At 71.9% G+C, this 11,877-nt stretch carries 12 protein-coding genes; 7 read left to right on the top strand and 5 right to left on the bottom strand.

Features of this window, described 5'->3' with window-relative positions:
• Nucleotides 1-220: 220 nt before the first annotated feature.
• Entirely contained in the window at nt 221-1,801 is a 1,581-nt protein-coding gene (guaA, locus tag AB0L89_RS24015; RefSeq protein WP_365144212.1) for a glutamine-hydrolyzing GMP synthase, read from the top strand.
• Nucleotides 1,802-1,875: 74 nt separating this feature from the next.
• Here the strand turns inward: guaA and AB0L89_RS24020 are convergent, their stop codons facing one another.
• Nucleotides 1,876-2,355 carry a pyridoxamine 5'-phosphate oxidase family protein gene (locus tag AB0L89_RS24020; protein ID WP_365144215.1) on the bottom strand — a complete coding sequence of 160 codons (480 nt, stop codon included), beginning with the start codon at nt 2,353-2,355 and terminating at the stop codon, nt 1,876-1,878.
• 130 nt (nt 2,356-2,485) lie between these two features.
• Between AB0L89_RS24020 and AB0L89_RS24025 the strand changes: the two genes are divergently transcribed.
• The 3 genes from AB0L89_RS24025 to AB0L89_RS24035 all read left to right on the top strand — a co-directional run bounded on the left by AB0L89_RS24025 (nt 2,486) and on the right by AB0L89_RS24035 (nt 5,457).
• Complete coding sequence (locus AB0L89_RS24025; protein WP_365144218.1) at nt 2,486-3,271, top strand: class II aldolase/adducin family protein; 786 nt, start codon at nt 2,486-2,488, stop codon at nt 3,269-3,271.
• A 172-nt stretch (nt 3,272-3,443) separates the two neighbouring features.
• Nucleotides 3,444-4,709 (top strand): hypothetical protein, encoded by a 1,266-nt coding sequence (locus tag AB0L89_RS24030; RefSeq protein ID WP_365144308.1) that lies wholly within the window; start codon nt 3,444-3,446, stop codon nt 4,707-4,709.
• Nucleotides 4,710-4,938: 229 nt separating this feature from the next.
• Nucleotides 4,939-5,457 carry a DoxX family protein gene (locus tag AB0L89_RS24035; RefSeq protein WP_365144221.1) on the top strand — a complete coding sequence of 173 codons (519 nt, stop codon included), beginning with the start codon at nt 4,939-4,941 and terminating at the stop codon, nt 5,455-5,457.
• 37 nt (nt 5,458-5,494) lie between these two features.
• On the opposite strand, the gene AB0L89_RS24040 is transcribed toward AB0L89_RS24035, so the two are convergent.
• Nucleotides 5,495-5,734, bottom strand: a complete 240-nt coding sequence (locus tag AB0L89_RS24040) for a hypothetical protein (RefSeq protein WP_365144224.1) — start codon at nt 5,732-5,734, stop codon at nt 5,495-5,497.
• Nucleotides 5,721-7,100: a PspC domain-containing protein gene (locus AB0L89_RS24045; RefSeq protein ID WP_365144227.1), complete on the bottom strand. Its 1,380-nt coding sequence runs from the start codon at nt 7,098-7,100 to the stop codon at nt 5,721-5,723. Before AB0L89_RS24045 ends, AB0L89_RS24040 begins: the two co-directional genes overlap by 14 nt.
• A gap of 183 nt (nt 7,101-7,283) precedes the next feature.
• On the opposite strand from AB0L89_RS24045, the gene AB0L89_RS24050 reads away from it, so the two are divergent.
• Nucleotides 7,284-8,573, top strand: a complete 1,290-nt coding sequence (locus tag AB0L89_RS24050) for a PspC domain-containing protein (protein ID WP_365144230.1) — start codon at nt 7,284-7,286, stop codon at nt 8,571-8,573.
• A complete protein-coding gene (locus tag AB0L89_RS24055) occupies nt 8,570-9,298 on the top strand; it encodes a response regulator transcription factor (protein WP_365144233.1) in 729 nt (242 codons plus the stop codon). Before AB0L89_RS24050 ends, AB0L89_RS24055 begins: the two co-directional genes overlap by 4 nt.
• Before the next feature lie 38 nt (nt 9,299-9,336).
• On the opposite strand, the gene AB0L89_RS24060 is transcribed toward AB0L89_RS24055, so the two are convergent.
• Both AB0L89_RS24060 and AB0L89_RS24065 read right to left on the bottom strand, forming a co-directional pair.
• On the bottom strand, nt 9,337-9,978 hold the full coding sequence (locus AB0L89_RS24060; RefSeq protein WP_365144236.1) for a hypothetical protein: 642 nt from the start codon (nt 9,976-9,978) through the stop codon (nt 9,337-9,339).
• Between the two features lie 33 nt (nt 9,979-10,011).
• The gene (locus AB0L89_RS24065) at nt 10,012-11,061 is read right to left on the bottom strand and encodes an NlpC/P60 family protein (RefSeq protein WP_365144239.1); all 1,050 of its coding nucleotides are present in this window, start codon (nt 11,059-11,061) and stop codon (nt 10,012-10,014) included.
• 346 nt (nt 11,062-11,407) lie between these two features.
• Here AB0L89_RS24065 and AB0L89_RS24070 point away from each other — a divergent pair, with 346 nt between their 5' ends.
• Complete coding sequence (locus tag AB0L89_RS24070) at nt 11,408-11,761, top strand: hypothetical protein (RefSeq protein ID WP_365144242.1); 354 nt, start codon at nt 11,408-11,410, stop codon at nt 11,759-11,761.
• The last annotated feature ends 116 nt before the right edge of the window (nt 11,762-11,877 follow it).

The raw sequence follows: 11,877 nt of genomic DNA on the forward strand, positions 1-11,877 counted from the left end.
CAAGCGCGCGTGCCGGGTCAATCCGGGGCCCGTGGCGGCTCGGATGCTGAGACGGCCTGTCCAGGCGCCGGTCCCGCTGCCGCGCGCCGGTGCGGGGTCCGTCGGATACGACGAGGGAGGCCCCGCCAGGCCCGTTAGAATCGACAAAACAGACCCCCTGCTCACGCACGAGCCTCTGCTCCCACGCACCGCTCACGCTCAACGCCGGAAGGCCGCCGCCGTGCCATCAGCGCCCCCCGCTGCCGCCGCTCCCGACACCGTTCTGGTCGTCGACTTCGGAGCGCAGTACGCCCAGCTCATCGCCCGTCGTGTCCGTGAGGCCCGGGTCTACAGCGAGATCGTGCCGAGCACGATGCCGGTCTCCGAGATGCTCGCCAAGAAGCCCGCGGCGATCATCCTCTCCGGCGGCCCCTCGTCGGTGTACGCGGAGAAGGCGCCCACCGTCGACCGTCAGCTCTTCGAGGCCGGCGTCCCCGTCTTCGGCATGTGCTACGGCTTCCAGCTGATGGCCACCGCCCTCGGCGGCACCGTCGACGACAACGGCGCGCGTGAGTACGGCCGCACCCCGCTGACCGTCTCCAAGCCGGGCTCGACCCTCTTCGAGGGCACCCCGACCGAGCAGTCCGTGTGGATGTCGCACGGCGACGCGTGCAGCGCGGCGCCCGAGGGCTTCACGGTCACCGCGTCCACGGACGTCGTGCCCGTCGCCGCCTTCGAGGACGACGAGAAGAAGCTGTACGGCGTGCAGTACCACCCCGAGGTGATGCACTCCACGCACGGCCAGCAGGTCCTGGAGCACTTCCTCTACCGCGGCGCAGGCCTCAAGCCGAACTGGACGACCGGCAACGTCATCGAGGAGCAGGTCGCCGCGATCCGCGAGCAGGTCGGCGGCAAGCGCGCGATCTGCGGCCTGTCCGGCGGCGTCGACTCCGCCGTCGCCGCAGCCCTCGTCCAGAAGGCCATCGGCTCGCAGCTGACCTGCGTCTACGTCGACCACGGCCTGATGCGCAAGGGCGAGACCGAGCAGGTCGAGAAGGACTTCGTCGCGGCGACCGGCGCCAACCTGAAGGTCGTCGACGCCAGCGAGCGGTTCCTGAACGCGCTGGCCGGGGTGAGCGACCCCGAGGAGAAGCGCAAGATCATCGGGCGCGAGTTCATCCGCGTCTTCGAGCAGGCGCAGCTGGAGATCCTCCAGGAGGACGGCCCCGAGGTCGCCTTCCTCGTGCAGGGCACGCTCTACCCGGACGTCGTCGAGTCCGGCGGCGGCACCGGCACCGCCAACATCAAGTCCCACCACAACGTGGGCGGCCTGCCCGACGACATCGAGTTCGAGCTCGTCGAGCCGCTGCGCAAGCTGTTCAAGGACGAGGTCCGGATGGTCGGCGCCGAGCTCGGCCTGCCGGACGAGATCGTCCAGCGCCAGCCCTTCCCGGGCCCCGGCCTCGGCATCCGCATCGTCGGCGAGGTCACCAAGGACCGCCTCGACCTGCTGCGCGAGGCCGACGCCATCGCCCGCGAGGAGCTCACGGCGGCCGGTCTCGACCGGGACATCTGGCAGTGCCCCGTCGTGCTGCTCGCGGACGTCCGCAGCGTCGGCGTCCAGGGCGACGGCCGCACCTACGGCCACCCGATCGTCCTGCGCCCCGTCTCCTCCGAGGACGCCATGACGGCCGACTGGACCCGCATGCCGTACGACGTCCTCGCGAAGATCTCGACCCGCATCACGAACGAGGTCGCCGACGTGAACCGCGTCGTCCTCGACGTGACCTCGAAGCCGCCGGGCACCATCGAGTGGGAGTGATCCCCAGGGTCTTCCCCCGGACTCACTGAGCGCCGGTGCCGCCACTTCGCCGAGGAGTGGCGGCACCGGCGTTCTCACGTCCGGCGCGTCGTGCGCACCGGGGCCCCCGGCCGCCACAGCTGCACCGCCAGGTACTTTCCGTCCTCGATGTACGTCCGCACCACCTCCGTCAGCTCCGTACGGAAGAGGTGGAACGCGTCCGGGTCCGGCGGGTTCACCGCGTCCGTGTACCGCGCGACGGTCTCCGGGTCGCGCACCTCGACCGCCCGCCCCGAGATCCGGACGTCGCCGCCCGCCATCTCCGTGCCCGGTCCGGGGTTCGCCTGCAGGGCGAAGCGCGGATCGCGGCGCAGGTCGAGCGCCTTGAGGGAGTTCGGCATCATGCCGAGCCACAGCTCCCCGTGGAGGAACCGGACCTCCAGCCCGGTGCTGCGCGGCGACCCGTCCTTGCGGAGCGTCGCGAGGACATGATGGGTGAACGCGCCGAAGCGCTTCTCGACGGTCTCGGCGAGATCGGGCTCTGCGTCTGCGAAGTCTTTCCAGCGGGACGTCATACGAGGAGTCTGTCGCGGATACCCGACACCCCCTGTCTTCTTTTGTCGCGTCAATGATCGTGCCGTGCCTCTGTCCTCCTGTGCTTCCCGCCGGTAACTTCCGCCCCGTACAGCCAGGGATGGAGGACACATGCAGGCGCCCACACCGATACCCGTCGAGCGGTTGCAGTTCGCGATGCCACCCGTGCACGACTCCGTGGCGGACGAACGGCGCCACCGCAAGGAGCGGCTCGCCGGAGCCCTGCGGATCTTCGGGAGGCTCGGGTACGAGGACGGTGTCTCCGGGCACATCACCGCCCGCGACCCGGAGCACACCGACTGCTTCTGGGTGAACCCCTTCGGCATGCCCTTCAAGCACATCACCGTCGGCGATCTCGTCCTCGCCAACGCCGAGGGGCAGGTCGTCGAGGGGCGCCACCACGTCAACCAGGCCGCGTTCACCGTCCACGCCCAGGCGCACCTGGCGCGTCCCGACGTCGTCGCCGTCGCGCACTGCCACTCGCTGCACGGTCGCGCGCTCTCCACGCTCGGCGAACTCCTCGACCCCATCACTCAGGAGGCCTGCGCCTTCTACGAGAGCCACGCGCTGTACGACGGCTACACCGGCGTCGTCGTGGACGCCGAGGAGGGCCGCAGGATCGCGACCGCGCTCGGCGACCACAAGGCGGTCATCCTGCGCAACCACGGCCTGCTCACCGTCGGGGACTCCGTCGACGCCGCCGCCTGGTGGTTCCTCTCCATGGAACGCTCCTGCCAGGTCCAGCTGAGCGCCCGGGCGGCGGGCCGGCCGGTGCTGATCGGCCACAAGCAGGCGGTGCAGACCCGCGAGCAGCTCGGCAGCGACCTGGTCGCGTGGATCAACTACCAGTCCCTGTGGCAGGACATCAGCCGCAGCGAACCGGACCTGCTGACCTGAGCCGCCGGCCGGTGCCCGTGACCTGCCCGTCAACGCGGGTGCGGACCGTTCACCCGCGCTGACCTGACCCGCGCGATTCGTTCGCCCCTCAGTACGGCACAATTCCCTTTCTCTGCAAGGAAGTTCGCAAGGGGCCCGCAGGGCTTCGAGGGTGGGGAAGGCGGCGTACGCGGTGGCGGTGCAGGAGGCGAGCCAGGGCTCGCACGGGGGCGGCTGCACCTGCGGCGGCTGTCCGCACGGGGCGCGCGAGGGGCACCGGCGCGCCGTGGCCGCGTTCCTCGCCAAGCGGGACGAGTTCGCCGCCGGGCAGGGGCTGCCCGCGGCCGTCGCCCACTCGGCGAGTGCCTCGCGGCAGTGGGTCTCGGACGAGCTGACGCAGTCCGCGCGCGATGTCGCCGAGCGCGGCAGGGCCGAGGGCGAGGCCTGGCTGCGCCGCCTGTGGACACGCACGCTCGGTGTCGTCTGGGGCGCCTTCGGGGTCCTGCTCCTGGTCCAGGCGCTTACCGCGATCGGCACCGGCTGGACGGCCGCGCGCACGGCGGGCCTCCTCGCGGCCATGGTGGTGGGCGCTCTGCTGACCGGCGCCGCGTACACCCACCGGGCGCGCGGCGGGGTCCTCGCGCCGGTGATCGGCGAGGACAACCGGCTCTCCACCTCGCGTGCCGTGGCCGCCTGCTGGGTGCTCCTCGTCGTCTTCGCCGTGCTCGTCCTCGCGGGCGAGCTGGCCGCCGCCTCGGGCCACGAGGAACGCGACGAACTGATCGCCGGTCTCGAACTCGCCCGCGCCGCCGGAACGGTCACCGTCCTCGCCGTGGTCTGCGCCGTCGCCGTCCTGGTGCGCAGGGTCGTCGGCCTGCGGGTGCTCGGCCAGCGCCTGCAGAAGGTGCGCGCCGATCGGCCCAGGGCCGCCGACCCGCTCACCGACGACGCGGGCCGCGGCAGCTTCACCGATGCCCAGTACGTCCTGGTCAGCGGCGTCGCCGTGGTCTTCGCCGCGGTGCGCCTCGCGCGGCGGCCCGAGCAGCTGCCCGATCTGCCGTGGGGCCTGGCCCTGCTCGTGCTGGTGTCGGCCGCGACGTATCTGGCAGGGAAGTACTCCGAAGGCGGCCGTCCCGTGGTCCTCTCCGTCGTCCGCGCGCGGGAGGCCGGCGACCTGGACGCCCCCATTCGGACGGGTGACGACATCGAGATCCGCGGCGCGGGCTTCGTGCCGCCCGGCGCGGGCGAGGCGGACCGGCTCGCCCGCACGGTCGTCCGCATCGGCGCCGTGCACGTCCATGTGCCGCTCGTGCCCGTCCCGGGCGGATTCACCAATCCGACCGACGCGACGCTGACCGTGCCCATCCCGGTCGACGTCGAGCCGGGCCGCGTCGACGTGCAGGTGATCACGGCCGCGGGCGTCGAGACCAACCGCGTCACGATCGACGTCACCGACTGACCGACGACCACGGCGCGCCGGACCGCCGCCGCCACCGCGTGCCGGACCACCGCCACCGCGGGCCGAAGCCTCTCCACCACTGACTGGAGCATCGACAACCGAGCCTCCCCCTGAAGCTTCCGGGTAGATGTCATGGAATCCGCCGCCCGCCACTGAGCAGCGCTCCCGCTTCGTACGTATCGTCAGATGACGGCCGGTCGGCGAGACGTGGGAGAGGCGGCGGAGGGTCATGGCGCACATGCGGACGGACAGCCACACCAGCTACGTCAGGCGCGACGACTGGCGGGAGTCCGCCACCCGCTACGCCCTGATCCCCCTGCGCATCTTCCTCGGCATCACCTTCATCTACGCCGGCCTGGACAAGCTCACCGACAGCACCTTCATGAGCGCCAGCGGCACCGGCTCGATCGGCGCGATGATGGACGGCGTCCGCGACATCTCCGCGATCCCCGCCCTCGTCGACCTCGCCCTGAAGAGCCCCGTCGGCTTCGGCTACGCCATCGCCCTCGGAGAACTGGCCGTCGGCATCGGCACCCTGCTCGGCCTGTTCGCCCGGGTCGCCGCGCTCGGCGGCGCGCTGATCTCGCTCAGCCTCTGGCTGACGGTCAGCTGGTCCACCGAGCCCTACTACTACGGCAACGACCTGGCGTATCTGATGGCCTGGCTCCCGCTCGTCCTCGCCGGGGCGTCCGTCTTCTCCGTCGACGCCCTGCTCGCCGAACGCCGAAGGAACTCCGCCGGGCTCTAGCCCCGCCGGTCCGGCTACTCTCCGGCGCGGCGACTCTCTAGTCCCGCGACTCCCCGGCGGTCCGGGGGCGGTCACCCGCACGGGCCGATCCCCTCGGACGTATCCCATGGATCGTCGCGGCCACGCCCGCGAGGAAGAGGCCGGCCATCACGAGCGGCAGGGCGACGAACCACGGCGCCTCCCAGGCGCCGCCCGCATCTCCCGCGTACACGACGGCGACCGCCAGCAGGAACAGGCCCGCCACCAGCTTGCCGGGGTGGAATTCATGACGTAGCACGGGTCACCTTCGCTTGTCCGACGCCGACTTCGAGGCGCAGATCGATCGTGCCGCCGTCCTTGCCGCCCGCGGACGGCTCCAGCGTCACCTTCTTCTCCCGGCCCGGAGCGATGTCCAGGTCCTTGCTCGTGTCGTCCGGCAACATGATGTCGCCGACGCCCACTTCCGCGTCGAGCCGCACGGTGGCGTCCTTCGGCACGATCACCCTGATCTCGCCCGCGCCGACCTCGGCACTGGTCGTCAGCGTCTTGCCCTTGCCGATGTCGACCTTGCTCAGGTCGAGCCTGCCCGTGCCGAGCCCCACCTCGTAGTGGGGGCGGACGTCCGCCGTCGTGGTCGGTATCCAGTCCGTGCGGGCGATGTGCGTCGTGATGTTCTTCGGCATGGCCGCCGAGCCCGCGAGGAGTCCGGCCGTCAGCACCGCGAGCACGATCGAGCCCGCCCCCGTGCGCCCCAGGAAGGCGCTGACCGCGATGCCGATGCCGAACACCGCGAGCGCGCACGCGAAGCCCGTCTGCAACGTCGTGCCCAGCGGCTGCTCCTCCCAGGTCAGGCCCGTGCCGAGCCCGCCTGCGAGCAGGGCGAACAGGAACACCCAGCCGCCGATCCAGCGCGGCCCCCGGGGCCGGGGTGCGGGTGTGGGCGCGCCCGCGGTCTCACGGGAGTGCCCGAAGAACGGGACCCGGTGGCTGCCCGTGGGCTGATACTCGACGTCCAGCTCCGGAGGGCCCCAGAAGTAGCCCGACATCCCGTCGTGCGTGCCGTCCTTCACTATCGGGTCGCGCCACCAGGAGGGGCCCGCGGTGACGGGCGGAGCCTTCGCCTCGGGCGGGGCGTCCGCCGCGGCCTGCGCCGCCACCGGGTCGGGGTCGAGGGTGTCGCGCTGCCGCGACCAGTACCCCGCGCCCGCGAGGAGCAGGGCCAGGACGGCGGCGAAGGTGAGCGCCCCGCCGTTGTTCAACAGGGTCAGGAAGACGCCGCAGCCGACCAGCGCGAAGAGCACGGCGGTCAGCGCCTGGCCGTCGACGCGGCCGGAGAAGAGCTTGCGGGCCTCATTCTCCTCCTCGTCCTCGAACGGCACGAAGAGCCAGGCGAAGCCGTAGAAGACCAGGCCGAGGCCGCTGGTGATCGCGAGGACCGCGAGACCGATGCGGAAGATCACCGGATCCATGTCGCACTGTCGGCCGAGCCCGGCGCACACGCCGCCGAGCTTCTTGTGCCGGCGGTCGCGGCGGAACTTGTGCTCCTCCGCGGGCAGGGCCGATCCGGGATCGCCCGCGGGGCCGCCCGGCTCGCCGTGCGCGGTGGGCACGGCGCGGCGGATGGCTGCCTCGGTCTCCGTCTCGGCGGGCTGCTGATCTGTCATGCGTCCATGGTGACGCTCGCGGGCCCGCCGCGGCAGTCGGGACGACCCTGGCCGAACCCTGATATCACCCCGAGACGTCCGGGGTCCCACCCCTGACAGGGCCGGGGCAGGGGCCGAGATCAGGGAAGTCTCGGGGGTCGACCCTGATGCCCCCGCTCGCGCTCGCGTGTGAATATCGATGACATGCCGGAAGCCGCTGCCCCGCCCCTCGACGACGTCCGACCGCTGCGCAAGCTCTACCGCAGCGGTGACGGCCGTTGGCTCGGTGGCGTGGCGCGCGGACTCGCCGGGCATCTCGGACTGCCCGTGGTCTGGGTCCGGCTCATGTTCGTCGGCCTGTTCACCGCGGACGGTCTCGGCGCCCTGCTGTATGCCGCGTTCTGGTTCTTCGTCCCGCTCGGCGTGGGCGGGGTCGACGCCGAGCGGCCCCCCTCGGCGTTCACGACCGAGACGTCCGCGGACGGCCGCCGCAGGCTCGTGGCCCGCAAGCCCGACAAGGGCCAGATCGTCGCGCTCCTCGCGATGGTCGTTGTCGCCATGGCCTTCGTCGGCAATGTGGACCTGGACGGCTCGACCCAGGCGTATGTCGTCCCGACCCTGCTCGTCGCCGCGGGCGTCGCCCTCGTCTGGCGGCAGGCCGACAATGCCCGCCGGGCCCGCTGGATGGCCGTCGGCCGCCGCAGGCGCACCCTGACGCTGGCCCGGTCGGCCGCCGGAGTCCTGTTGGTCGGCGCCGGAGTCTCCGGCATCTTCGTGCTCCAGGGCTCCGCCGCGCACCTGGGCGCCGTGCTGCAGGCCGCGCTCGCCGTGCTCGTCGGCATAGCGCTGCTCGCGGGCCCCTATCTCGTCCGTATGACGCAGGACCTCTCCGAGGAGCGGCTGATGCGCATCCGCGCCCAGGAGCGCGCCGAGGTCGCCGCCCATGTCCACGACTCCGTGCTGCACACCCTGACCCTGATCCAGCGCAACGCGGAGAGCGCGAGCGAGGTGCGTCGCCTCGCCCGCGCCCAGGAGCGCGACCTGCGGGCCTGGCTCTACAAACCGGAGGGCACCGGCAAGGACGAGGACGAGGAGCCCGACACCCTCGCCGAGGCGGTCCGCCGCAGCGCCGCGGAGGTCGAGGACAAACACGGTGTGCCCATAGAGGTCGTCGTGGTCGGCGACTGCCCGCTCGACGAGCGGCTGACCGCGCAGATGCAGGCCGCGAGGGAAGCGATGGTGAACGCCGCCAAGTACGGTGGCGAGGGCGGTGCGGTGCAGGTCTTCGCCGAAGTCGAGGGAGAGACGGTGTTCGTGTCCGTCAGGGACCGCGGCCCCGGCTTCGACCTGGACTCCGTGCCGGACGACCGCATGGGCGTACGAGAATCGATCATCGGCCGCATGCAGCGCAACGGCGGCACGGCGCGGCTGCGCGCGGTGCCGGGCGGCGGCACGGAAGTCGAGCTGGAAATGGAGAGGACGGCGACGACATGAGCGACGCGACCGAGGCGAACGGGCCCACGGAGCCGACAGGTTCGGGCGAGGGCGGTGCGGGCGGGCGTCGTGTGCGGGTCGTCCTCGTCGACGACCACCGGATGTTCCGCACCGGAGTGCAGGCGGAGATCGGCCGGACCGACATCACGGGCGTCGAGGTCGTCGGGGAGGCGGCCGACGTCGACCAGGCGGTCACGGTCATCAACGCCACCCGCCCCGAGGTCGTCCTCCTGGACGTGCATCTGCCCGGCGGCGGTGGTGTGGAAGTGCTGCGCCGCTGTTCGCCGTTGATGGCCGACGCGGAGAGCCCGGTGCGCTTCCTCGCGCTCTCGGTCTCCGACGCCGCCGAGGACGTCATCGGCGTCATCCGGGGCGGTGCCCGCGGCTATGTCACCAAGACCATCACCGGCACCGACCTGGTGGACTCGATCTTCCGGGTTCAGGACGGCGACGCGGTGTTCTCGCCGCGCCTGGCCGGCTTCGTCCTGGACGCCTTCGCCTCCACCGACGCGCCTCCGGTCGACGAGGACCTGGACCGTCTCACCCAGCGCGAGCGGGAGGTCCTGCGGCTCATCGCGCGCGGGTACGCGTACAAGGAGATCGCCAAGCAGCTGTTCATCTCAGTGAAGACGGTCGAGTCGCACGTCTCGGCGGTCCTGCGCAAGCTCCAGCTGTCCAACCGCCACGAGCTGACGCGGTGGGCGACGGCGCGGCGGCTGGTCTGAGAGGAGCGTCGGCGGACGCCAGCGGTGGGCGGCGGACGCTAGCGGTGGGTGGCGCGGGCCGCCGGTGAGGCCGGGCCCAGCCTGCGCAGGGCCCAGCGGTAGTGGCCGACCGCCTTCGCGGCGCCGAGCAGGCCCGTCAGCCAGAGGACCAGGCCCGTGCCCATGCCGAGGGCGACGTCGGTGTAGGTCTCGCGGCCCGGTTCGGCGTAGGCGGCCGCAGCGAAGGACGCCCACAGGCCGAGCGCGCACACGGCGAGGGACGACAGGAGCCAGGCGAGACTGAGGCCGGGGGAGCGCAGCCGGGCGTCGGAGGCGGGGTGGCTGTCCAACGCGAGCCAGGCTTCGGTCAGTTCCCGTATGCGCCGGTCGCGGCGGATGCCGACGACGACACCGATCACCGCGGGGGCCAGCGCGGCCAGGCCGAGCAGCGCGAGGACCGGGCCGAGCACGAAGCCGGTGGGGTCCCCGTCCTGGAGGAACCGGATCGGCATCGTCAGCAGCGCCCAGCCGATGACGCCGCCGACGCCGCACAGCCACAGCAGCAGAAGCCGGTGCACGCCCAAGTGCCGCCTGCGCAGCTCTGCGAGGGCCGTCCCGCGGTCCCTGAGCAGGGTCTGCCGGTCCGGCCAGGTGCGCAGATGCACGGGCGGTGGCGGAGGCGGCATGATGCGCTGGGACATGCGCCAGACCCTACTGGTGGGCGTCGCGCCTGCTCACACCACCCGGGTCGCTCCCGCGAACGGCATCTGGTCGATGGGCGCGAGCCGCACCGGTGCGCTCGGGTTCGGGGCGTGGATCATCTGGCCGTTGCCCACGTAGAGGCCGACGTGGCTGATGCCCGAGTAGAAGAACACCAGGTCGCCGGGGCGCAGTTCGGAGCGGGGGACCCGTTGGCCCGCGGCGATCTGGGCGTAGGTGGTGCGGGGCAGCGAGATGCCCGCCGAGCGGTACGCGGCCTGGGTGAGCCCGGAGCAGTCGAAGGCGTTCGGGCCGGTGGCGCCCCAGACGTAGGGGCTGCCGAGTGCCTTGTACGCGTACGAGACGGCGGCCGCGGCGCGGGCGTTGGGGGCCTTGGAGGGGGCGCCCGCGGGTGCGTCGCGGCCGGCCGAGCGGGCGGCGCGGTCGCCCTCGTCGTCCGCGAGCCGGGCGCGCTGGTCGGCGGTGAGCCGGGCCAGCAGGCGCTTCGCCTCGCCGAGCTTCCCGGTGACGGTCTTCTTGTGCTTGCGCAGCTCCGTCTGGCGGGTGCGGAGGGCGGCGAGGCGGTCGTCGGCCTCGCTGTGCAGCTGGTCGATCGACCGGAGCTGCCTGCGGACGTCGTCGACCGCGGCCGCCTGACGGCTGCCGGCCCGGTCGGCGAGCGCGGCGCGGTCCAGGAACTGGTCGGGGTCGGAGGAGAGGGCGAGCTGCACGGAGGGATCGATGCCGCCCGTGCGGTACTGCGCCGCGGCGTAGGAACCCAGGCTGTTGCGGGCGGTGTTGAGCTTCTCCGTCTTGCGGGCCGCCTCGTCGCGCAGTTCGCCGAGGGACTTCTCCGTCTTCTCGGCCCTCTCCTTCGCGCCGTTGTACTTCTCGGTGGCTATCTCCGCCTCGTGGTAGAGCGCGTCGACCTTGGACTTCACCTCGGCGGGGCTGAGCCGTGGTTCCGCGTGCCCCGTGCCGTCGAAAGCGGTCGCCGACGCGGCCCCCGCGAGAGCGAGGGTGGCGGCCGTACGGGCCGTGCCGCCGCTGAGCGAGCGCTGTCTGGGCTTGCGGTGCGCTGCCACGAAGTGGGCTCCTTAGCTGTCCGGCGGCGGCCCGCACAGGGGGAGCGGACCGCCGCCGGTCTTTCTCGGCGGTGGTGTCCGACTGCCGTCCTGGGCGGGACGACGGTGGGGAGCCGGTCACCTGGTGAAGGACGCTAAACCTGGCGGTCACGGGTTGGTGACGGATTGTGCGCAACTGAAAGAAGTGGGCGATCCGATGGCTGTGGATGATCACTCGGATTGCGAAGTGACGTCTTCTATATGCGTATCTATGACCGATGGGGCCTTTGCGGCATCGCTACCCGCGGAGTGGTGATACGGGGGCACCTGGAGGGGGCATCGGGTGCCCCGGCTAGGCTCCGGCCTCATGGACGTACTCATCCATCTCTTCGTCGGCCTGCACATCATCGGCATCGCCTCGCTCCTGGGCGGTTTCCTGACCCAGATGAAGCAGATGAGCCAGGGCACGGCCCGCTTCAGCCCCGCGATGCTGCACGGCGCGCTGACCATGCTCGTCACCGGCGTGGCCCTGGTGGGCCTCAACCAGGCGGACGACAACACGGTCAACAACCTCAAGATCGGCATCAAGATGGCCGTGCTGATCGTGATCCTCGCGCTGGTCTACGTGAAGCGGGACGAGGAGAAGGTCGACAAGGGCCTGTTCGGCGCGGTGGGCCTGTTGACCACGGCGAACATCTTCATCGCGGTGCTGTGGACCTGAGTTTTCCGCCTCTACGCGCGCGTGGCCCGCATCCTCCCGGGTGGGCGAGCGCCCCACGCGGGCCCTCGCCGACCTGCCGCGCCCCGCGGCGGGAGCGGAGCAACTGCCCTGGCTGC

This window comes from Streptomyces sp. NPDC052114 (genome assembly GCF_040680155.1).
GTDB lineage: Bacteria > Actinomycetota > Actinomycetes > Streptomycetales > Streptomycetaceae > Streptomyces.